The following is a 20,258-nucleotide window of genomic DNA, read 5'->3' on the forward strand; positions in this document are numbered from 1 at the left end:
GTATTAGTTCCCCGGCTTGTAGATCTGGTCGAAGACGCCGCCGTCACCGAAATGCTCGGGCTGTGCCTTCACCCAGCCGCCGAAGATCGGATCGTCGATCGTCACCAGCTTAATGTCCGGAAGCTGTTGCAGCAACTCAGGCTTCACCAATTCGCGCTTCGACGGACGGTAGAAGTGTTTTGCCGCAAGATTCTGGCCTTCCTCGGAGTAGAGGTATTGCAGGTAGGCTTCCGCCTGCTTGCGCGTGCCCTTGGCGTCGACATTGCCGTCAACGACAGCGACCGGCGGTTCTGCGAGGATCGAGATCGGCGGAGCGACGATGTCGAAGGCATCCGCACCGAACTCGGCACCGGCCAGGTAGGCCTCGTTTTCCCAGGCGAGCAGCACGTCGCCGATCTGGCGCTGCGCAAAGGTGGTCAGCGAACCGCGGGCACCCGTGTCGAGAACCGGCGCGCGCTTGAAGAGCTCGGCGATGTAAGCCTTGATCTTGTCCTGGTCGCCGCCGTATTCCTGGTTTGCCCAGGCCCAGGCAGCGAGGTAGTTCCAGCGTGCACCGCCCGAGGTCTTCGGGTTCGGGGTGACGATCTGCACGTCGCCCTTTACCAGGTCGCCCCAGTTATGAATGCCCTTCGGGTTGCCCTTGCGCACCAGGAAGACGATGGTCGAGGTGTAGGGCGAGGAATTGTTTGGCAGACGGCCGCGCCAGTCCTTGGCGATCTTGTTGGTGTTTTCGGCAATCGCGTTGATGTCGCTTTCGAGCGCCAGCGTCACCACGTCCGCTTCCAGCCCGTCGATCACCGAACGCGCCTGCTTGCCGGAGCCGCCATGCGACTGCTGCACCGTCACGTCTTCGCCGGTCTCAGCCTTCCAATGTTTTGCGAAGGCTTCGTTATATTCCTTGTAGAGTTCGCGCGTCGGGTCATAGGAGACGTTGAGCAGCGTCGTCTGTGCAAACGCCCCCGTCACCCCGCCGAGCACAAGCCCGACACCCACCACAAGAGCCCCAAACCGTTTAGCCAATATCGACATTCTCCAACCTCCTGGATCGTTATCCCTCATAAACCCTAGTGAATTAGTAGAGTTAGTCAACAACGCCCCAGCAACTCGCAAAACGGGTTCCAAACGAGCCGTAAAGGCGCAATGGAAGACCTGCGGAGTCCCGCCGCAGGCGAACGGTTCATCCCACGATGCCGACGACCACGCAAAATGCATCCGCGGAAAACCGCTGTTTTTGCCGCGCCGCCCAAACTTTTTTCAGCAGAGAGGCTTCAGCGGTGCGAGACGCGGGCAAGGCCCTGCGGCGCGATGTCGAGCACGGCCCGGTAGGTCTGCCGCACGGTTTCGGCGAAGGTGAACGGGCCGGGGCGCAGGCTGGAGGCGATGGCGCCGACCACCGACAGCCCGCAGAGCGCTTCGCCATGGCTGAGCAGGCGGCCGCAATCGTCGACCGTCAGCGTCGCGGCATCGCGGCCGATGAGCCCAGCCAGCGCGCGGGCGGACGGCATCTCGCGGCAATCGATGGTGTTCTCGTCGGCGGATCTGGGATCGCAGGGCGGCACGAAACGGGTGCGGCCGGTCTCGAATTCGGCGCCGAGGCGGCGGTGTACGTCACGGGCGATGCGGACGGAGAAGTGCCGGTGCAGGCGCAGGAGATGGCGGCGATAGTGGTTGCGCTCGGCCTGGGGCAGGTTGCGCCAGACGACGGACAGGCGGGCGGAGGCTGCATCGACGACGGTTTGCCACTGGCCGCCGTCGCGCGCCTCCGCGGCGCTACACTCGTTGCGGATATAGCGGAAGGCGTCCTTCAGCGAGCGGGTGGCCGGCGGTTCGCCGAAGGCCATGCCCTCATGCCCGCGGCCATGCGGCTGCGGCAGGCGGCCGGAAGCGGCGGCGACATGGATCTCGCCGGCAAAACCGCGCGCGCGCAGGTCGAGAAGGATGGCGGCAAGGCGCGGGCCATTGCCGACCAGCGTCAGCGGAGGCGGGTCTGCCTGCTGCGACAGCCGCTCGGCGGCGGCGGCGGCGCCTCGCCAGGAGGCGGCCTCGCGCTCGGCTATGCCGAAACCGGTGGCGACGACGACATGGTCGAATTCGGCGCTCTCGCCATCGCGGAAGCAGACGCGAGGACCCGTTCCCGCCACGCCGATATGGCGCACCGCGCCGCGGAAGGTGCGGATGCGCACGTCGCGGCGCAGGCTCAGCGCCTCGCCGAAGCGGGCCATCACATAATCCCGGAAGACCGCGCGCGGCACATGCAGATCCTGCGGCCCGCGCAGTGCCGCAACGGCGCCGCCCGCAAGCAGGCTACCCTTCAGCCACTCGGCGAAATCATCCGGGCGATCCGGCAGGACGGAGAGGTCGCGGGCCGGCTCGGTGGTCAGGGCCTTGCCTGCAGGGCCATCCCCGAAAGCGCCCGGCGCATCCTCGGCGTCGATCAGCCAGGCCTCGAAGGGGCGATGAACCCGCCGCATCAGCGCGATCGTCGTAGCAAGGCCCGACGGCCCGGCACCGATGACCGCAATGCGCATCGCCGGCACCGACGAAGCCCCTTCTTCCCTCACGGCCCTTTCGAAGAACATGCCCTGTCCTTTCCCTCACGGTGAACGAGAAGCCAGACCACCATGATAGCGCGGCTCGATATAATTTTCTACCTTTTTAGTAGAATAATGGAAGCCCGCTTGCTGCCGGGCGAATCCGGCGTGCCGGCGGCGGTTTCCGGCGGTTCATGCAGGAAATCCGCCAGCGTCGTGCCGTCGAGGATTTCACCGGAGGCGGCGGCGACCTTGGCAAAGACCCGGCGCACGGCGCAGAAGCGGTCGTCGCGGCAATCGGCGCAACGCTGGTCGCCATCATTGGCAAGGCAGGCGAGCGGCACGAACGGGCCTTCCAGGATGCGCAGCACCTCGCCAAAAGCGATATCCTCCGGGCGCCGCAGCAGCCGGTAGCCGCCGTGCTGGCCGCGCCGGCTCACCACGAGGCCGGCATGTTTGAGGTCGAGCAGGATCTGTTCGAGGAATTTTTTGGGGATCGCCTCACGCGCCGCGATCGTGCCGATCTGCACGGTTTCGCCGGGACCGGCCCGGGCGAGCGCCAGGAGCGCGCGCAGGGCATATTTGGATTTCTGTGCGATCATGGCGGGGTGCCACGCGTTGCAGGCGCGGAACCGGCTTGCCATTCCTGGCGCCGGCGCCGCCTGCTCATCCGGCCGCGACCAATGCGCCGATGCGGGTGGCAACCGCGCGGGCCTGGACGCGGATATCGGGAACGGCGGTGATCTCCCAATGGCGGCCGGCGGTGAGCGGCCCGAGCGCGAAGAAACGCGCGTTGCTGGTGTCATCGGCGGCAAGAACGCTGTCCTCATCGTCGACCGCGATGCCGAGGCCGTGCGGATCGGCCCGCACGAGGCCCCTTTCCGCGAGGCTCTTCAGCAGGGGCGAGGCGCTGACCGTACATCGGTCCAGCCCGGTGCAGTTGACCACCAGGTCGGCCGTCACGGACGCGCCCCCGCGCAGATCGACGGCCAGCCGGCCGTCTTCCCGGCGCAGCGTCTCCAGCCGTCCGCGGTGGATGACGAGCTGCCCGGAGCGGCGAAGGTCGTCGATCTCCTGCGCAACGGCGGGCGCCATGCGGTGGCGGTGGACATTCCAGAAGGAGGCGGCATGGCGCAGGAAGCGGCTGCGCTGCGCCTCGCTCAAGGCCTGCCAGAATTCATGCGTCGTGTGGCGCAGGCCATCCATGACGGCCCGCCAGTCCGGCGCGGCGGTGGCCTGGGCGCGCAATGCCGCGAGCATGGCGCTGATTTCACTTTCCCCCGGGACAAGCACGGTTTCCACCGGATCGGCACGGTGCGCGAGGTGCGCCTGCGGCAGCAGGCCATGCCGCGACACGGCATGCAGGGTGCCGCGGAAACCGCGACGCTTCAAAAGCAGCAACTGGTCGACCGTGGTAAGGCCGGTGCCGACGAAGAGCACGTCCGCATCCGCCGGCAAGCGCTCCCACCAGGCATCGGCCCAGGGATCATGCACGACGGACCCGCGCACCGCGGGCGACAGCACCTCTTCCGGCAAAGGCAGGCGGCGCGTGCCCGCGCCCGTACACAGCGCCGAAGCGCGCGCGGAAAGGCGCGTGCCATCCGACAGCGCGAAACACAGCCCGCCATCCTGCTCCGCTTCGGCGCTGAGCGCTTCTGCGTCGACAAGGGTGAGGGCCGCGCGATTGCCGGTGCGCTTCAGCGCAGCATCAAGGCAGTCGCGGACGTAGTTGCCGTAGATCCGGCGCGGCACGAAATCGTCAGCCGACCAGGGATAGCCCTCTTCGGCCAGCCAGGACAGGAAGTGATTCGGGCGGTCGGCGAAGAGGCTCATGCGGCCGGCCGGTACGTTCAGAAGGTGGCACTCGGCCTTGGTGGCGTAAGCGATGCCCCGGCCCTGCGCGGCGGTTTTCCCGACAAGGCTGACCTTTGCGGTCGGCGGCAGCTGGTCGATGAGGTTGAGTGTCAGCGCAACGGCCGAAAGGCCGGAGCCGATGACGGCCACATCCGTTTTGAGCGTCATGCATTCCCTCCTGCGAAGACCGTGGCGGGCAGTCTAATCAGATTTATCCAGTAAATCTATAGACTATTATCGGCCAAAATCTGCAAGGGAAACGATGCAGGCGAGGAGCGGGTTCCGTGAAGTTCCCGCCCGCTTTTTTAGCGACTGCCGACCAGCATGCGGTAGCGCAACTGGTCGATGACGACCGCGAGCACCAGCAGGCTGCCGAGCAGGACCATCTGCATGTAGGAGCCGATCTGCATGATGTTCATGCCGTTCTGCACGAGCACGATGAAGAAGGCGCCGAGCACCACGCTTTCGACGCGGCCGATGCCGCCGCGCAGGGACACGCCGGCGATGACGCAGGCGGCGATCGATTCGAGCGCGATGGTGCCGCCGAGATTGGTCTCGCCGCTTTCGACGCGTGCCGTCAGCAGGATGCCGGCCAGCGAAGCGAGCAGCGCGCAAACGACATAGGCGATGAACAGCGTGCGCCGCGTGTTGATGCCGGACAGATGCGCCGCCTTGATATTGCCGCCGACGGCATAGATCTGCGCGCCGGTGCGGGTGCGGTTCATCAGGATCCACATGGCGGCGATCGCCAGCAGCGCGACGAGCACGGGAACGGGCACGCCAAAAATGCGGCCGAAGCCGAAGAATTCACCGAACTCATAGGGCAGGCCCGAGACTGGAACGCCGCCGGTGATGAACAGCGCGATGCCGGCGCCGACCGACTGCACGCCGAGTGTCATGATGAAGGGCGAGACGCTGAAGCCGGCAATGCCGATGCTGTTGAGCGTGCCGATCAGCAGCGCCGAGCCGAAGCCAGCGGCAAGGCCGAGCGCGATGACGAGCCAGACGGCATCCGGGAACATGCCGGACGCGGCGACCATCGCCGTCGCCGACACCACGGAGGTCAGCGCGATTGCCGTGCCGACGGAAAGGTCGAAGCCGCCGGTGATGAGCACCAGCATCTGCCCGAGCGACACGAGGATCAGGTAGACCGACTGGCGCGCGACGTTCGTCAGGTTCTGCACCGACAGGAATTGTGTCGAGGCGAGCGTGAAGATGATGAGGGCGGCGACGAGGAAGAACGGCAGGACGCCGGCGCGCACGAAGACGGTGCGCAGGAAGGCGAGGATCGGCGAGCCGGCCGAAGCCTGTGTCTCCGCCACCGGTTGGGCGCTGGTGTTCATGCGTCTGGCCTTTCATGGGAGAAGAAGGAGGCGAGGATGGTCTCCTCGTTGATGGCGTCGCCCTCAAGCTCTGCCGAGATACGGCCGGCCGAGAAGACGACGAGGCGGTGGGCGAGGTTCATGGCTTCGGGCAGATCCGAGGAGATGACGACGACGGCCTTGCCGGCCTCCGCCAGTTCCTTGATCAACCGGTAGAGGGCGGCGCGCGTGCCCATGTCGACGCCGACGGTCGGTTCGTCGAAGATGTAGAGGTCGTAGTCGCGGCCGAAACCCTTGCCGAACAGCGCCTTCTGCTGGTTGCCGCCCGAGAGCGTCGAGATGGCGCGGCCCATGTAGTTTTCGGGAATATCGACGCGGCGCGCGATGCCATCGGTGATGGTGCGCAGTTTTGCCGGCGACAGCGCGCCGAGGAAGCCGGAGGCCTCATCGCGTTCAAGCGCGCCGAGATCGATGTTGCGGCGGGTCGTTGCGGAGAGCATCAGCCCTTCGGACTTGCGGTCCGGCGGCAGATAGAAGACGCCGTCGCCGACGAAGCGGCGGGTCGGCGCGTGGGTCACGTCCTTGCCCTTCAGCGTCACGGAGCCGGCCTTGATCGGCAGCAGCCCGACGGCGGCCCGCCAAGTGCGCGACTTGCCGCTACCGACCAGGCCGGCGACGCCGAGCACCTCGCCTGCGCGCACATCGATATCCACGCCGCCGACACCCCAGGCCTTCAAGCCGCGGATCGACAGCAGCACGTCGCCATCCGGCTTGCGGGCGATCGTCGGGTAAATCTCGTCGATGGCGCGGCCGGTCATCATCTCGACGAGCGCCTTGGGAGAGAGCGCATCGACGCCGACCGTGCCGATCAGCTTGCCATCGCGCAGCACCGTGATGCGGTCGGCGATCTGTGAGAATTCCTGGATGCGGTGGGAGATATAGACGATGCCGACGCCGCGGGCCTTCGCCTCGCGCACGATGCGAAACAGCGTTTCCGTCTCGCGTTCGGTCAAGGAGGCGGTCGGCTCGTCGAGGATCAGGATGCGCGCCTCGGAATGGATCGCCTTGGCGATCTCCGTCATCTGCTGCTCGGCGCGCGAGAGGCTGACGACGGAGCGGCGCACGTCGATCGGGAAGCCGAGATCGGCGAAAAGCTTTTCGGCACCGCGGCGCATGGCGCCCTTGTCGGTGAAGGGGCCGCGCTTCGGCTCGCTGCCGAGATAAATGTTTTCCGCCACGCTCATGGTCGGCACGAGCGAAAATTCCTGGAAGACGGCGGCGACGCCGTTCTTCTTGGCGTCACCCACCGAGGCAAAGGATACCGCGTCACCACTGAGCACCAGCGTGCCTGCGGTCTGCGGGTAGACGCCGGACAGGATGGAAATCAGCGTCGACTTGCCCGCACCGTTCTCGCCGAACAGCACATGCACTTCGCCCGGCATCAGCGTGAAGGAGACGCCGTCCAGCGCCTTCACACCCGGAAATGTCTTGGTAATGCCCGTCATCTCGACGAGCGGCATCGCGGAACCGGTCACCCTCGTCCCTCCTCAATGGCGACCCCGGCGAATGCCGGGGCCGCATGCGGCCGTCTTGGGTTCGCTTAGTTCACGCCGAAGACCGGCTTGAAGCCATCCGGCGGCAGGATGTTCGTCTGCGGCACGGTCTCGACATTCGACGGATCGACGACGAAGATCTTCGGGCCGACATGCTTGGTAAGTTCCTTGCCTTCCAGCGCACGCACCGCCTGGTCGATGGCGATACGGCCCTGGATGACCATGGAATCGGCGGGAGCGGCGAGAATGAAGCCGCGCTTGATGCCCTCGTAGACGCCAGGCGTCATGTAGAAGGCAAGAAGCTCGACCTGGCCCTTGAGGCCGCGTTCGCGGATGAGGCCCTGGGCGGCTTCCGCCGTCACCGCCGTGCCGGCGATGTAGCGCACGTCGGGCTCGGCCTGCAGCACGTCCTCGACGAGCTTCAGCTGGGCTTCCTTTCCGGTATCGCCGAATTTCGGATCGAGCACCTGCACGGCGGAGCCGGCAACGGCCTCCATGAAGCCCTTGTTGGCGGCTTCCACCCAGCCGGCACCGGCCGGGCCGGGGAACCAGCCGACCTTGACCGGATCGCTGCCCGCCGGGTGCTTCTTGGCGAGGTAGGCGCCAGTCTCGTGGCCCATCGTGTAGAAGGAGACGAGCGATTTGGCCGTCACGTCCGGCGAGGAAATGCCGTTGATGACGTCGATGACCGGAATGCCCTTCTTGGTGACTTCCGAGACGAGGTTGTTGAGGCCATCGAAGGAGATGGCGCCGATCACCACGGCCTGCGCGCCGCCGGCGACGCAATCCTCGATCTGGCTGATCTGTTTGGCGAGTTCGGTATAGCCGCCGGCATCGACGAGGTTCATCTTGACGCCGAGGTCCTTCGCCTGTTCGGCGACGCCGTAATCGACGCCAAGCCAGTAGGCATCCTTCATGTGCGGGAAGGAGACGCAGATGTTCCAGGGCTTTTCCGCCTTGGCGAGCGGTTCGTATTTCACGTCGACCGGCTTGCCGTCGGCTGCGAACGGCGGTTCGATCGCCTGGGCATCATAGGGATACCAGGTCTCGGCCATGGCCGCGCCGTTGAGCGCGAAGGCCAGGGCCGTGGTGGCGAGTGCAGTTCTGACGAGCTTATTCATTATCGTTCCCTCTCTTGTTTTGATGCATGCGTTTGGTGTCAGTTGAAGGTCGCGCGCAGCCTCCCGAGAAGGGCGGCGCGGTCCTTGCGGGCGGCGAGCGCTTCTTCCATCGTCACCTTGACGAAGCGGGTGGGCGTGTGCGGCTGAAGCTGGCCGATCAGGTCCATGTCGGCGGAGATGACAGTGCCGACCATGAAATAGCCGCCGCCGGAGACGGCATCCCGGTGCAGGATGATCGGTTCCGTGCCGCCCGGCACCTGGATCGAGCCATAGGGGTAGCAGCTATCGACGATGTTCGACGGGTCGGAGCCGGCGCCGAAGGGCTGTTCGCGCTCGACGAAATCGAGCTTGCGGCCGCCCTTGAAACGATAACCCATGCGGTCCGCCTCGTTCGCCACCTTCCATTCGTCGGCGAAGAAATTCTGCTGCGATTCCTCGGTTACCCGGTGCCAGTAGAGGCCCGGCAGAACGCGCAGGTCCGCCGGCATGCCCGGCTTGCGGCGCAGCTCATCGGCAACCGTCTTGCCCTCGTTGGCAAGGCTGCCCTTGCCGACCGGCAGTTCGTCGCCCGCGGCAATCGGCCGGCCCTTGAAGCCGCCGAGCGCGCCGATCGGATAGGTCGAGCGGCTGCCGAGCGCTTCCGGCACGTCGATGCCGCCGGAGACGGCGATGCAGATGCGGGCGCCGGACTTCAGGAAGTCGAAAGTCAGCGTCTGGCCGGCCTTGACCTTGAAGGCGGTCCAGCCAGGCTGTGCCACGCCATCCACCTTGGCCGGCATGTCGGCACCGGTAATAGCGACGAGCACGTCTTCGGTGAATTCGAGCTTCGGGCCGATGAAGACGGCTTCGAGGCCAGCGGCACCCTCGTCATTGCCGACGAGCAGGTTTGCCGCGCGCATTGCATAGCGGTCCATCGCGCCGCCGACGGGGATGCCGAGGTGGAAATAGCCGGGGCGGCCGAGATCCTGGACGGTGGTCGCGAGACCGTGGTGGAGAACCTTAATGGCCATAGAGCATGCCCTCCAGCTTGGCGTTTGTGCCGTCGATATCCTTCTGGAATTCCCGGAGGTCGAAGCTCACCTCGCGGATCGGCGGGGCGAAGCGGCCCTTGTCGACATCCTCGACCGCCTGGTCGTAGGCATCGCGGTCGATCGGCTTGAACTTCACGATGTCGCCGGGGCGGAAGAACACCATGAAATCGCGCAGGTAACTGGTCGTCTGGGTCGGGTCGAAGATCGGCATCGGCGTGATGCCGAACATCTGGTAGCCGCCGGCACCACGCACCGAATAGATGCAGCCGAAGCAGCCGCCATGGCCGACCGTGAGTTTTGGCGTGTCGGTACGGGGGCGCAGGTACTTTGGCACCTGGATCTGCCGCTGGCGCTCGACCATCTGGTACATGAAGGGCAGGCCCGCGACGAAACCGACCATCGAGACGAACCAGGGCGAGCCGGAATGCGCACTCACGAAATCGTCGACCGAACCGTAATCGTTGATGCGGGCGGCGTAGTCGAGGTCGGTGCCCGTCGGGTCCTGATGGCGCTCTCGAAAGCGCATCAGCGTCTCGTGCGTCCAGGGATCGTTGTAGAAGACGGGGATTTCGACGATTCGGGTCTTCAGCACCGGCTCGGCCTTGGCGGCCGCCCCCTCGATCGACTTCACTTCCTTCAGGATATCGTCGGGGTGGATGATGTCGGGGTTGAACTTGATCTGGAACGAGGCATTGGCCGGGCAGATTTCCGTGACACCCTTGATGCCGCTTTCGCGCACGCCCTTGGCCATGGAGAGGCTCTTGAAGAAGGCTTCGAGCGACATGTCCTCGCTGCATTCGACGAAGAGGTGCTCATCGCCCCCGAATGTGTATCTGATGCTCATCAGGCAACCTCCGCAGTCGCGCCGGCTTTCGCGGCGAATTCGGTTTCAAGCCATGTTTCGAGGAAGCGCGTGTCAAAGGCGCCGCGCCGGACGCTGTCGTCCTCAGCGAGTGCCAGATGCAGCGGCACCGTCGTTTTGATTCCCTCGATCGTCAGGCCTTCCAGCGCGCCCTTCAACTTCTTGAGGCAGGCATCGCGCGTCTCGGCCCAGACGATCAGCTTGCCGACGAGCGAGTCGTAGAAGGGCGGGATCGTGTAGCCTTCGTAGAGCATCGTATCGAAGCGGATGCCCTCGCCCTGCGGCACGACGAGTTTGGTGATGGTGCCCGGCGCCGGCAGAAAGCCCTTGGCCGGGTCTTCGGCATTGATGCGGCACTCGATGGCATGGCCTTCGGCCTGCACATCCTCCTGGCGGATCGACAGCGGTGCACCGCCGGCAATGCGGATCATCTCTTCCACGAGGTCGATGCCGGTGATCATCTCGGTGACCGGGTGCTCGACCTGGATGCGGGTGTTGACCTCGATGAAGTAGAACTCGTTCGTCACTTCATCGAAGAGATATTCGACGGTGCCCGCGCCGCGGTAGCCGACCTCGCGGGCAAGCGCTACCGCGCTGTCGCAAAGCCGGGTGCGCACATCGGCGGGCAGCAGGAAGGACGGGGCCTCCTCCCAGACCTTCTGGCGGCGGCGCTGAAGCGAGCATTCCCGCTCGAAACAATGGATGAAGTTCTTTCCGTCGCCGAGGATCTGCACCTCGACATGGCGCGCCTTGGTAATGACCTTTTCCAGATAAAGGCCGCCGTCGCCGAACGAAGCCAATGCTTCGGCGGAGGCCTGCGGGAAATGGCGCTCCAGGTCGGCGAGGTCGGCGGCGATGCGGATACCGCGACCGCCGCCGCCTGCCGCCGCCTTGATCATGATCGGAAAGCCGGTCTTCGCCGCCACGGCCAGGGCTTCCTCGATCGTTGCAAGGCGTCCAGCGCTGCCCGGCACGGTGGGAACACCCGCCTTGGCAGCAACCTCGCGGGCCGCGACCTTGTCGCCGAGCAGGCGGATCGCGTCGCCCTTCGGACCGATGAAGATCAGCCCCGCTGCTTCCACCGCATCGGCGAAATCGGCGTTTTCCGACAGGAAGCCGTAACCCGGATGCACGGCATCGACGCCGGCCGCCTTGGCTGCGTTCACCACCGCCTCGATGTTGAGATAGGATTTCTTCGGCGCCGGCGAGCCGATGTCGACGGCCGCATCGGCGAGCTTGACCGCCAGCATGTCGGCGTCCGCGGCGCTGTGGACCTGCACGGTGCGAATGCCGAGCGCCTTCGCCGCCTTGATGATGCGCACCGCGATCTCGCCGCGGTTGGCAACGAGGAGCGAGCGGATCGTCATGCCTCCACCTCGGCGATGACCTGGCCGGCCATGACCGGCTCTTCATTGTCGACGAGGAAGGTGATGTTCTTGCCGTCGACGCCCGCCGGCACTTCCTGGAAGGTCTTCATGACCTCGATGAGCCCGATCGCATCGCCGCTCGCCACGCTGGCGCCATCCGCCTTGAACGGCGGCACATCCGGCGAGGAGGCCCGGTAGAAGGTGCCCGGCAGGGGCGATCTGATCTCGATCTTGCTCATGTCTCTCTCCACTGAAGATGTTAGTGTCCGGCCACATCAGAAACGGGCGTTATGCGAATGCCTTCGGCAACGAGCGCCTCGCGCATCTGGCGCACGATGTCGAGCGCGCCGAGCGTGTCGGAATGGAAGCAGATGGATTCGAAGTCGATGGCGATGTCGTTGCCCTTGACGGTCTTGACTTTGCCTTCCTTGCAGGCGCGCACGACTTTGCGGGCGATGGCCGCGGGGTCCGGCCGGCCGGCATCGCGGGTGAAGACGATGGAGCCGCTGTCGTCATAGTCGCGGTCGGCGTAGAATTCGCGCACGACCGGCTGGCCGACCTCCATCGCCGCGCGCCAGGTGGCGGAACCGCCCATGCAGAAAATGTAGGCGTTCGGCTCCACGGTGCGCATGTACTGCACGAAGATCTGCGACAGTTCCGGATTGACCGCCAGTTCCATGTAGAGCGCGCCATGGGGCTTCACATGCTGGAGGCGGGCGCTGTGGCGGTGGGCGAATTCCTTGATGGCGCCGACCTGGTAGACCATGTCGTTGACGAGTTCCTTGGCGGTGCCGGCGATCTTGCGGCGGCCGAAACCCTGGAGGTCGTTATAGCCCGGATGGGCGCCGATGCCGACGCCATGCTGGGTGGCAAGCCGGACGGTCTGGTCCATCAGGCTCGGATCGCCGGCATGGAAGCCGGCGGCGATATTGGCCGAGCTGATCAGCGGCATGAGGGATGCGTCGTCGGTATCACCGACGCGCCAGCGGCCGAAGGCCTCGCCCATGTCGCAGTTGATGTCGACTACCTCACGCAATGTCTCTTCCCTCACATGCTTTTGTCGGACGAGGGAAACGCTAGGCCATCTATCTTCATTTGAAAAATTCTATTTTTACATATATGAATTCTGATAATCAGAACACGATGCCCATTTTTATTGCGCTGCAAAAACAAGATAAAACAGATGGATAGACAGAGAATGCCCAGGATAGAGCGGCTTCGTGCCCATTTCGATATCGTCTGTTCTGATTTTTTGATACCACTTCGCGAGAAACCAGATAGGGGCACACAGCCTTGACGATCAGCCTCAGACAGATCCGCTACTTTGTCGCGACCGCCGAGCTCGGCCAGATCTCGCAGGCCGCCGTCGACCTGTCGATTTCGCAATCCGCGGTGACCACGGCGATCAAGGAACTGGAGCGCACCGTCGGCGTCAGCCTGTTCCTGCGCACGCCGCACGGCATGGACCTGACATCCGCCGGCCGGCAGTTTCTGTCGCATGCCTATGAGATCCTGAAGAAGGTCGACGAGGCAACGCATTTGAACGTCGTCAGCAGCGAGATCGAGGGCACGCTGACCGTGGCGGCGACCTATACCGTTATCGGCTATTTCCTGCCGCTGCATATCGAGCGGCTGCGCCGGCTGTTCCCGAAGCTGGAAATCCAGCTTTTTGAGCTCAATCGCGAGTCGATCGAGGAAGGGCTTTTGAGCAACCGCTACGACATGTCGGTGCTGCTTACCTCCAACATCCTCAATCCGGCGCTCATCACGGAAAAGGTGCTGAGTTCGACGCGCCGTCTCTGGCTGCCGGCGCAGCATCCATTGCTACAGGCCGAGACGGTGGGGCTTCGAGAGATCGCGGAAGAGCCCTACATCATGCTGACGGTGGACGAGGCGGCGCATTCGGCGCTGAAATACTGGAGCGCCACGCCCTACCAGCCGCGCGTCATCCTGCGCACCTCGTCGGTCGAGGCGACGCGTTCGCTCGTCGCCAACGGCCAGGGCGTGGCGATCCTCTCCGACATGGTGCACCGGCCCTGGTCGCTGGAGGGCCGGCGCATCGAAACGGTCAATATCAGCGATCCGGTGCCCGCCATGGATGTCGGCCTCGCCTGGCGCCGCAACATGGAACTCTCGCCCCCCATGCTCGCCTTCCGCTCCTATTTCCAGCAGGCCTTCCACCTGCCCGAGCGGTAAAACTTAGCGGCGAACGCGCGGATAGCTGGACGAGAAGATCTCCTCGACCGGCGGATGGCCGTAGGTGCGCTCGGGATAGCGCGCGACGAGGCCGTCGAACTGGCGCTGCGCCCTCTCCTGCTCCGCCTTGGCATCGAAGCCCGGGATCTTGCCATCGACCATGACGAAGCGGCCGTCGATGATGACATTGGTCACGTCGCGGCCGGAGCCCGACATCATCAGCGTCTGGATCGGGTCGATGACATGGCCGATGCGGTCATGGCCCATGTCGATGACGATGATATCCGCCTTGGCGCCGGGCTGCAGCCGGCCGAGATCGGGCCGCCGCAGCGCATCCGCGCCGCCGATCGTGCCGGCGTCGAAATAGTGTTCCGAGCGTACGCTGTCGATCGAGCCGTCCATGACGCGCGACAGCAGGATGCCGACCTGCATGTTCTGGATGAAATCAGACGGCCAGGTATCCGTGCCGAGGCCGATGCGCACGCCCATGGCGCGGAATTTCGAAAAGCTGTCCATGAAGCCGGCGTGGCGGGCCGAGACGATCGGGCAATGCACCAGCGTCGCGCCGGCATTCTTCAGGATATCGAGGTCGCGGCCGGCGCGGTCGACATTGCGCGTGCCGGCGACGAGTTCGCCATGCGGCAGCAGCATACGCTCGTTGAGCACGCCGAGCGATTCCAGCCATTCGAGCGGCGTCATGCCATAGGCACTCGTGATGCGGTCGAATTCGAGTTCCGACTGGCAGCAATGCTGGCGGATCGGGATATCGAGGTCGCGGCCGGCATCCGCCGTGCGGCGCAGCAGCTCGGGCGTGCAGGTCTCGATACGGTCGGGTGCCAGCATGGCGCGCACCAGCGGCGAGGCTCCAGCCTCGATGCGCTCGGCAAAGGCGAGCGAGGCGGCAAAGCTCTGGAAGCCGCGCTCCTCGTCATAGTGGAAGGCGATCTTGCCGTTTTCGTCGACATAGCTGTTGCCGGTACGATAGGCCGGGCCGAGATAGACGCGCAGACCCAGGTCGTGCGCCGCATCGGCGGCAGCGGAGAATTCGGCATCCGTCTCGCCCCATTCACGGTAGAACAGCGAGGCAATCGGCAGCGCGGTGGTGACGCCATTGCGGATGAGCTGGGCGAAGGCATAGCGCTTCTGGAAGGCCAGTTCTTCCTGCGTGTACATCTCGTAGGCGCGGTCCATGTAGCTCTTCGGCCAGACCCGGCCCTTCTTCCAGGACGGCTGGTTGTCGAAGGCGAGCACCGTCGTGTCGAGGTCGGACAGCGCGTCGAGATCGATGAAGCCCGGCGAGAGGATGGCATTGCCATAGTCGATGCGCGTCGCCACTTCGCCGGGATAATTATGCCCGACAAAGACGACCGTGTCGCCTTCGAAGACCACGACGCCATCATCGAAGATGACGTGGCGACCGTCGCGGTGGCCGACGACCCAGCGGGCGGTGAGAAGAACCGGGCCGTCGATGCGGCCGGGTGCGGGAAGTGTCGTCATGATGCTCGTTTCATCCTTCTAGCCTTCGGGGCCATTTCCGCCGTCGGGGCACGCATGCAATGGCTTTAATCTATGGGATGCAATTATTGTATGCATATCTTCGCGAAGCAAGCCGCATTTCTTCGAGTGTAAAGAGGCGTCGCCATTGGCGAGAAGGAGTATGCGCCGGATACCGGTCTTCGGCCCCATACGATCCCGCGCGCGGCGCGCGAACCGGTGGACAGAATCGGCCTTTGTGTGCAATTTGCGCGATATATTTTATGACTATGGAGACTGCCGCATGGCGAAGAAAGTTGACGATCTGGGCCGCGGTCGCTCGCAGGCCGTTCATCGTGCGCTGAAGCGCGCCATCCTCGACCAGGCGCTCTCGCCCGGCTCGAAGCTGCCCGAGGATTCGATCGGCGAACGGCTCGGCGTCAGCCGCACCCTCGTGCGTGAGGCGCTGGTGCGGCTCAGCGAAGAAGGCCTTGTCGATCTGCGCCCCAACAAGGGTGCGACGGTGGCGCGCCCGACGCTGGAAGAGGGCCGAAACCTGTTCCTGACGCGCATGGCGCTGGAGCGCCTCGTCGTCGAGACGCTTGCCGGCAAGCTCACCAAGGAGCAGATCGACATCCTCGCCGCTCACATCGCGGCGGAGGATGCCGAGAAGGAACATGCGACCTCGATCCGGCTCGCCGGCGAGTTCCATACGATGCTGGCACAGATGACCAACAATGCCAGCCTCATCCGCTATGTGAACGAGCTCGTCGCGCGCAGTTCGCTGATCCTGGCGCTCTACGGCCGGCCGCATTCCTCGGACTGCGCCGTGTCGGAACACCAGGAGCTGCTCGACAGCCTGATCGCCGGCAAGGCCGAGGACGCCTCGAAGCTGATGGCCCACCATCTCGATTCGATCACCACGCGCGCGCTGCTGCCGCGGGAAGACGATCGCAACATCAAGGACGTGCTCACCGCCTATGCGGCGGCGGAAGGCCTCGCCTGACGGCCTCGCCGTTCAGGCGCCGTTCGGCACGCTCAAGCGTTCGGCCGGCGCATCGACGACCATGCGCCGCACCCAATTCACGAAGTTGCGGATATCGGGCTCGTTGCGGCGGGCGTGCTTGACGTTGAGATAATAGGCGCGGCCCGACGGCATGCGCGCGTCGTTCCAAACCTGGAGCCCTCCCTCCGAAACCCTCTGCTCGGCCAGGAAATGCGGCACCAGTGCGATGCCGAGGCCCTGCTCGGCCATTTCCACGGCGAAGAGATAATGGCTCGCGCCGAGCACGGCGGCATTGTCCAGCAGATCCTTGCGATCGACGAGTTCGAGATACCCCTGCCAGTCCGCCATGAAACCGCGCTCCTCAACCTCCGTCGTGATGAGCGCATAACCGCGCTTGCGATCCGGCGGGATCTGCTCGGCCGTGCCCACGGCAACCAGATCCTCGGGCAGCAGCTTGACGCTCCAGAAACCGTCCTTGATCGGCGTGGTCGTGAAGAAGATGTCGGCGATCGCGTCGCTGAGATCCGGCTGGTAGGCCTGCAACTTGATCTGCATGCGACAGTCGGCGGCATGCGCATAGAGTTTCACGCGGGGGATCAGCCAGCCGGAGCCGAAGGACGTACACACCGCCACGCGAAGCGCCGGTGTCGTCTCGCTGATGCTCTTCTGAATGGAGTGCTCGATCTGGGCGAAGGCGAACGACAGGGACTTTGCAAGCTTGGTGCCGCGCTCTGTAAAGGACAGGTCGCGGCCGGTCTTCTCGATCAGGTCCTCGCCGATCTGGGTGCGCAGGTAGCGCAACTGATGGCTGATCGCACTGCGGGTAATCGCCAGCTCATCGGCCGCCTTGGCAATGGAACGGTGGCGAAACACACATTCGAACACCTGTAAGGCCCTGATATTGCATTGCATTATTACATCACCTCATCCCTTGGCGTTCCGGGTCGCGTTGGGCGTGGGAAGGCGCTTGCCATCTCATATGAGCCCGCCGGCCACAGCCTTCCCTCTTAAATTGATAAATTAGAATCCCGTTCAAGAGTACCTACGCAAACGCTGAGATAGAGCGCAATTCACCGCACAAGAGGGATGGAACCGTGAATTCTCCTCATCAAGGTGAAAAACCGTCACAAATCGACCACCGCACCCGTGCGTTGTGCGCATCAAGGCAGGATTAAACTTGGCGTGTCGTTGCAGCTTGGGATGCCACGCCGCCTGTCAGGCGACGGGTTCATGCATGAAGAACTCAGCCGAGTACCGTGGGCGAGGTTAGAAGACCGTCAGGGACGGAACCGCGCATAGCCGTCGCAGCCGCTTTCGGCCTGACGGCAGCCCTTCTGGCGGTAGAGCCGGCGGTAGTTGCCCTCTTCGTAGCGGATGCGCTGCTTTCGCTGGTGCTCTCTCAGCGCCGGCGAGACCGAACCGGAATAGCCGGGGCGGATGTCCGGGGCGCTCTGGGTGGTGCAGCCCGCGAGGACGAAGCCGGCGGCCAGCGCGATCATCAGCAATTTGGGAATGGCCGGGATAGAATGCATCTCACCTCTCCTTGCCCGCGTGCCACGGTTTTGCCTTCGAATGGCACCTTTGCGAACAATTTTCTTTAAAACGCTGTTAACTGCGTACCGTACAGATTGCCATGGGCCGGATGACTCCAGAATGAACGTCGTGCTCAGCGATGGTTCAGGTCACGGCAGTCATATCTTCAGACGAACACCAGGTTCGTTTCGAAATCGAGGAAAAATCATGAAAACCGTTGGTATCGTGCTCGCATCCCTCTTTCTTGCCACGGCCGCCTATGCGGACGACATTTCGCTCGGCACGCCCGGTTATGGCGGCAGCGGATGCCCGGCAGACAGCGTTTCGGCGACGCTGAGCCCGGATGGCAAGGCGCTCAGCCTGCTGTTCGACGAATATGTCGTGGAAGCCGGCGGCGAGACGGGCAAGTCCTTCGACCGCAAGACCTGCAACGTCGCGATCCCGGTCCACGTACCGCAGGGCCGCAGCGTCTCGGTGCTGGCGATCGACTATCGCGGCTTCAACCAGCTGCCGCGCGGCGCGCGCTCGCAGTTCAACGTCGAATATTTCTTCGCCGGCACACGCGGCCCGGCCTTCCGCCAGACGTTCACCGGCCCGAAGGAAAAGGACTACCTGATCTCCAACAAGCTGACGGCGGAATCGCTGATCTGGTCGGCCTGCGGCGAGGACGTCAACCTGCGCACCAATTCCAGCATTCGCGTCAACACGACGCGCGGCCAGGAAGCCATGGCGACGGTCGATACGCAGGACGTCAAGGCAGCGATCATCTACCAGCTGCAGTGGCGCACCTGCCGCTAAAGCATTTCCGCTTTTCTCCGAATCACGAAAACGCTTTATCGATTGTTTTCTTACGCAATTCCGGACGCAAAACCGCTTCGCACTTTTGCTGGAATTGCTTCTAATCTTGCAGAAAGCCGGGCGGCGTTGATCGCTGCCCGGTCGTTTTCAGGGAATCTTTTGCATGCGTGTTGCGTTTCGTTTTGCCCTTCTCGCCGCCGCTTCGGTCCAGCTTCCGGGGCTCGCGCTCGCGGCAAACGGCTGCGCGGACGGCACGTTTTCGTCCACGCAATCGCCGGACGGCAACGCGACCAGCATCCTGTTCGACGATTTTTCCGTGATGGCGGGCGGGGCTTCGGGCGCGCGGCGCGCCACCAGTTCCTGCAAGCTCAGCGTGCCCGTGACCCAGAAGGACGGGCACTCGGTCTATAACGTGGACTATCGCGGTTTCGCCTCGACGGAGGACGGCCAGACCGCCTCCCTTCGCACGACGCAGGATGGCAAGCAGATCCTGAAATACGAGATCAAGGGGTCGTTGCAAGACGACGTCGCCATCTCCGACAGGGTGGGCGTTTCGGGATCCGATACGCTCGACCTCGCCGTGATCCTCGATGCGACGGGGCCCCTCGAGGAAAACGGCTTCGAATCCACCCTCTCGATCGACTCGATCGATTTCGCGCGCATCGGCTTCACCACCACGGCCTCGGTCGTCGGCTCCATGAACCAGATCGCGCGCCAGCGCCAATCCATCGCGCTCGACCTGATGGACACCGCACAGAACCTGCTCGGCCAGACGAGCCGCTTCGACGAGGGAAGCTACCTCGCCGCCTTCGCCAGCTCGGATGCGGCCGCGGGCTTCAACGGGCGCTGGGAGGCCGGCAATGGCGTGAGCCTTCTCGGCGGTGCCGCCATCGTCAACCCCAACCGTACCGAGGTCGCGCTCGACACGCTGGCGCTGCTTGCCGGCGCCGTGCGCTACACCACGCCCGCCACCACCTGGCGCGCCTTCGGCGAGGCCGGCGCCTGGGGATCGCCCGATGTTTCGGCCTCTCTTTCGCGCAGCTACGTGAACCTCGATTCGCTGGTCTTCGCCAGCGGCACCGCCTCCGGCTCGCTGTTCAGCGCCTATGGGCGGCTCGGCGTGATCTATGCGCCGGACGACGCCAACGAGATCGCGCTTTCCACCCGCTTCACCCGCTCCTGGCTCGACCTCGACGGCTATGACGAGGACGCCTCCGGCAAGAACCTGTTCGCGGCGCATATCAAGGGCGGCCGCTCGCACTCCGACACCGTGAGCGCCGAACTCGCCTGGAGCCGCAGGCTGGATGACAGGCTCGACTATACCCTGCTCGGCGCGGTCGGCCGGACCTTTGCCGGCAGCAACGGCGTCAAAGCGTCCGTCGACTGGGTCGGCGATGTGAAGGGCAAGGCCGAAGACCAGAACTTTGCGACGGTCGGCGGGCGCGTCGGCTGGAAATTCGACCAGCGCTGGCAGCTCGACACCGCCGTTTCCGCCACCTTCCGCGAAAACGACAAGCCGGACTGGAACATCGGCGGGCAGCTGAAGGCGTCGTTCTGACGCCTTCCCGTCCGGGGCTGTTTTCCGCCCCTTGAAAATATATAGGACTCCTA

General features: G+C 64.4%; 19 protein-coding genes. 4 read left to right on the forward strand and 15 right to left on the reverse strand.

The features are described from left to right. Positions 1 to 3 precede the first annotated feature (3 nt). From AC1RWL_RS25125 to AC1RWL_RS25180, 12 genes are all read right to left on the reverse strand, one after another. Positions 4 to 1,029 (reverse strand): sulfate ABC transporter substrate-binding protein, encoded by a 1,026-nt coding sequence (locus AC1RWL_RS25125; protein ID WP_439616465.1) that lies wholly within the window; start codon positions 1,027 to 1,029, stop codon positions 4 to 6. Positions 1,030 to 1,268: 239 nt separating this feature from the next. Continuing rightward, a complete protein-coding gene (locus AC1RWL_RS25130; RefSeq protein ID WP_493095853.1) occupies positions 1,269 to 2,579 on the reverse strand; it encodes an FAD/NAD(P)-binding protein in 1,311 nt (436 codons plus the stop codon). 68 nt (positions 2,580 to 2,647) lie between these two features. Next, positions 2,648 to 3,133: an RrF2 family transcriptional regulator gene (locus tag AC1RWL_RS25135; RefSeq protein WP_435268644.1), complete on the reverse strand. Its 486-nt coding sequence runs from the start codon at positions 3,131 to 3,133 to the stop codon at positions 2,648 to 2,650. A 64-nt stretch (positions 3,134 to 3,197) separates the two neighbouring features. Next, entirely contained in the window at positions 3,198 to 4,553 is a 1,356-nt protein-coding gene (locus tag AC1RWL_RS25140; RefSeq protein ID WP_493095854.1) for an FAD/NAD(P)-binding protein, read from the reverse strand. A gap of 137 nt (positions 4,554 to 4,690) precedes the next feature. Continuing rightward, complete coding sequence (locus AC1RWL_RS25145) at positions 4,691 to 5,728, reverse strand: ABC transporter permease (RefSeq protein ID WP_256118401.1); 1,038 nt, start codon at positions 5,726 to 5,728, stop codon at positions 4,691 to 4,693. Continuing rightward, positions 5,725 to 7,242: a sugar ABC transporter ATP-binding protein gene (locus AC1RWL_RS25150; RefSeq protein ID WP_493095855.1), complete on the reverse strand. Its 1,518-nt coding sequence runs from the start codon at positions 7,240 to 7,242 to the stop codon at positions 5,725 to 5,727. Before AC1RWL_RS25150 ends, AC1RWL_RS25145 begins: the two co-directional genes overlap by 4 nt. Positions 7,243 to 7,307: 65 nt before the next feature. Beyond that, complete coding sequence (gene torT, locus AC1RWL_RS25155; RefSeq protein WP_435268536.1) at positions 7,308 to 8,381, reverse strand: TMAO reductase system periplasmic protein TorT; 1,074 nt, start codon at positions 8,379 to 8,381, stop codon at positions 7,308 to 7,310. 38 nt (positions 8,382 to 8,419) lie between these two features. Further along, positions 8,420 to 9,391, reverse strand: coding sequence for a 5-oxoprolinase subunit C family protein (locus AC1RWL_RS25160; RefSeq protein WP_493095856.1), 972 nt, complete (start codon positions 9,389 to 9,391; stop codon positions 8,420 to 8,422). Further along, complete coding sequence (locus AC1RWL_RS25165) at positions 9,381 to 10,256, reverse strand: 5-oxoprolinase subunit B family protein (RefSeq protein ID WP_493095857.1); 876 nt, start codon at positions 10,254 to 10,256, stop codon at positions 9,381 to 9,383. Before AC1RWL_RS25165 ends, AC1RWL_RS25160 begins: the two co-directional genes overlap by 11 nt. Continuing rightward, complete coding sequence (locus tag AC1RWL_RS25170; RefSeq protein WP_493095858.1) at positions 10,256 to 11,641, reverse strand: acetyl-CoA carboxylase biotin carboxylase subunit; 1,386 nt, start codon at positions 11,639 to 11,641, stop codon at positions 10,256 to 10,258. Before AC1RWL_RS25170 ends, AC1RWL_RS25165 begins: the two co-directional genes overlap by 1 nt. After that, entirely contained in the window at positions 11,638 to 11,880 is a 243-nt protein-coding gene (locus AC1RWL_RS25175) for an acetyl-CoA carboxylase (protein ID WP_256118395.1), read from the reverse strand. Before AC1RWL_RS25175 ends, AC1RWL_RS25170 begins: the two co-directional genes overlap by 4 nt. Before the next feature lie 20 nt (positions 11,881 to 11,900). Then, positions 11,901 to 12,677: a 5-oxoprolinase subunit PxpA gene (locus AC1RWL_RS25180; protein WP_256118394.1), complete on the reverse strand. Its 777-nt coding sequence runs from the start codon at positions 12,675 to 12,677 to the stop codon at positions 11,901 to 11,903. 257 nt (positions 12,678 to 12,934) lie between these two features. Between AC1RWL_RS25180 and AC1RWL_RS25185 the strand changes: the two genes are divergently transcribed. Further along, a complete protein-coding gene (locus tag AC1RWL_RS25185) occupies positions 12,935 to 13,837 on the forward strand; it encodes a LysR family transcriptional regulator (RefSeq protein ID WP_435268533.1) in 903 nt (300 codons plus the stop codon). A gap of 3 nt (positions 13,838 to 13,840) precedes the next feature. Here the strand turns inward: AC1RWL_RS25185 and AC1RWL_RS25190 are convergent, their stop codons facing one another. Further along, the gene (locus AC1RWL_RS25190; RefSeq protein WP_493095859.1) at positions 13,841 to 15,334 is read right to left on the reverse strand and encodes an amidohydrolase family protein; all 1,494 of its coding nucleotides are present in this window, start codon (positions 15,332 to 15,334) and stop codon (positions 13,841 to 13,843) included. A gap of 280 nt (positions 15,335 to 15,614) precedes the next feature. Here AC1RWL_RS25190 and AC1RWL_RS25195 point away from each other — a divergent pair, with 280 nt between their 5' ends. Then, entirely contained in the window at positions 15,615 to 16,316 is a 702-nt protein-coding gene (locus AC1RWL_RS25195; protein ID WP_256118391.1) for a GntR family transcriptional regulator, read from the forward strand. A gap of 12 nt (positions 16,317 to 16,328) precedes the next feature. Here the strand turns inward: AC1RWL_RS25195 and AC1RWL_RS25200 are convergent, their stop codons facing one another. Together AC1RWL_RS25200 and AC1RWL_RS25205 are read right to left on the reverse strand one after the other, a co-directional pair. Further along, positions 16,329 to 17,228, reverse strand: a complete 900-nt coding sequence (locus AC1RWL_RS25200) for a LysR family transcriptional regulator (protein ID WP_256118390.1) — start codon at positions 17,226 to 17,228, stop codon at positions 16,329 to 16,331. A gap of 365 nt (positions 17,229 to 17,593) precedes the next feature. After that, positions 17,594 to 17,848, reverse strand: a complete 255-nt coding sequence (locus AC1RWL_RS25205) for a hypothetical protein (RefSeq protein WP_493095860.1) — start codon at positions 17,846 to 17,848, stop codon at positions 17,594 to 17,596. 208 nt (positions 17,849 to 18,056) lie between these two features. On the opposite strand from AC1RWL_RS25205, the gene AC1RWL_RS25210 reads away from it, so the two are divergent. After that, positions 18,057 to 18,647 (forward strand): DUF4360 domain-containing protein, encoded by a 591-nt coding sequence (locus AC1RWL_RS25210; protein ID WP_256118388.1) that lies wholly within the window; start codon positions 18,057 to 18,059, stop codon positions 18,645 to 18,647. 163 nt (positions 18,648 to 18,810) lie between these two features. Further along, on the forward strand, positions 18,811 to 20,205 hold the full coding sequence (locus tag AC1RWL_RS25215; protein WP_493095861.1) for a DUF4360 domain-containing protein: 1,395 nt from the start codon (positions 18,811 to 18,813) through the stop codon (positions 20,203 to 20,205). Positions 20,206 to 20,258 lie beyond the last annotated feature (53 nt).

The sequence above is a fragment of the Shinella sp. GW821-FHT10F02 genome (genome assembly GCF_058809275.1).

What these genes read in the sequence shown, in the direction of transcription:
- AC1RWL_RS25140 (WP_493095854.1), bottom strand. Translation starts at nt 4,553, where the DNA reads ATGACGCTCAAAACGGATGTGGCCGTCATCGGCTCCGGCCTTTCGGCC.
- AC1RWL_RS25210 (WP_256118388.1), top strand. Translation starts at nt 18,057, where the DNA reads ATGAAAACCGTTGGTATCGTGCTCGCATCCCTCTTTCTTGCCACGGCC.
- AC1RWL_RS25170 (WP_493095858.1), bottom strand. Translation starts at nt 11,641, where the DNA reads ATGACGATCCGCTCGCTCCTCGTTGCCAACCGCGGCGAGATCGCGGTG.
- AC1RWL_RS25145 (WP_256118401.1), bottom strand. Translation starts at nt 5,728, where the DNA reads ATGAACACCAGCGCCCAACCGGTGGCGGAGACACAGGCTTCGGCCGGC.
- AC1RWL_RS25165 (WP_493095857.1), bottom strand. Translation starts at nt 10,256, where the DNA reads ATGAGCATCAGATACACATTCGGGGGCGATGAGCACCTCTTCGTCGAA.
- AC1RWL_RS25135 (WP_435268644.1), bottom strand. Translation starts at nt 3,133, where the DNA reads ATGATCGCACAGAAATCCAAATATGCCCTGCGCGCGCTCCTGGCGCTC.
- AC1RWL_RS25205 (WP_493095860.1), bottom strand. Translation starts at nt 17,848, where the DNA reads ATGCATTCTATCCCGGCCATTCCCAAATTGCTGATGATCGCGCTGGCC.
- AC1RWL_RS25190 (WP_493095859.1), bottom strand. Translation starts at nt 15,334, where the DNA reads ATGACGACACTTCCCGCACCCGGCCGCATCGACGGCCCGGTTCTTCTC.
- AC1RWL_RS25175 (WP_256118395.1), bottom strand. Translation starts at nt 11,880, where the DNA reads ATGAGCAAGATCGAGATCAGATCGCCCCTGCCGGGCACCTTCTACCGG.
- AC1RWL_RS25160 (WP_493095856.1), bottom strand. Translation starts at nt 9,391, where the DNA reads ATGGCCATTAAGGTTCTCCACCACGGTCTCGCGACCACCGTCCAGGAT.
- AC1RWL_RS25125 (WP_439616465.1), bottom strand. Translation starts at nt 1,029, where the DNA reads ATGTCGATATTGGCTAAACGGTTTGGGGCTCTTGTGGTGGGTGTCGGG.
- AC1RWL_RS25130 (WP_493095853.1), bottom strand. Translation starts at nt 2,579, where the DNA reads ATGTTCTTCGAAAGGGCCGTGAGGGAAGAAGGGGCTTCGTCGGTGCCG.
- AC1RWL_RS25215 (WP_493095861.1), top strand. Translation starts at nt 18,811, where the DNA reads ATGCGTGTTGCGTTTCGTTTTGCCCTTCTCGCCGCCGCTTCGGTCCAG.
- AC1RWL_RS25200 (WP_256118390.1), bottom strand. Translation starts at nt 17,228, where the DNA reads ATGCAATGCAATATCAGGGCCTTACAGGTGTTCGAATGTGTGTTTCGC.
- AC1RWL_RS25195 (WP_256118391.1), top strand. Translation starts at nt 15,615, where the DNA reads ATGGCGAAGAAAGTTGACGATCTGGGCCGCGGTCGCTCGCAGGCCGTT.
- torT (WP_435268536.1), bottom strand. Translation starts at nt 8,381, where the DNA reads ATGAATAAGCTCGTCAGAACTGCACTCGCCACCACGGCCCTGGCCTTC.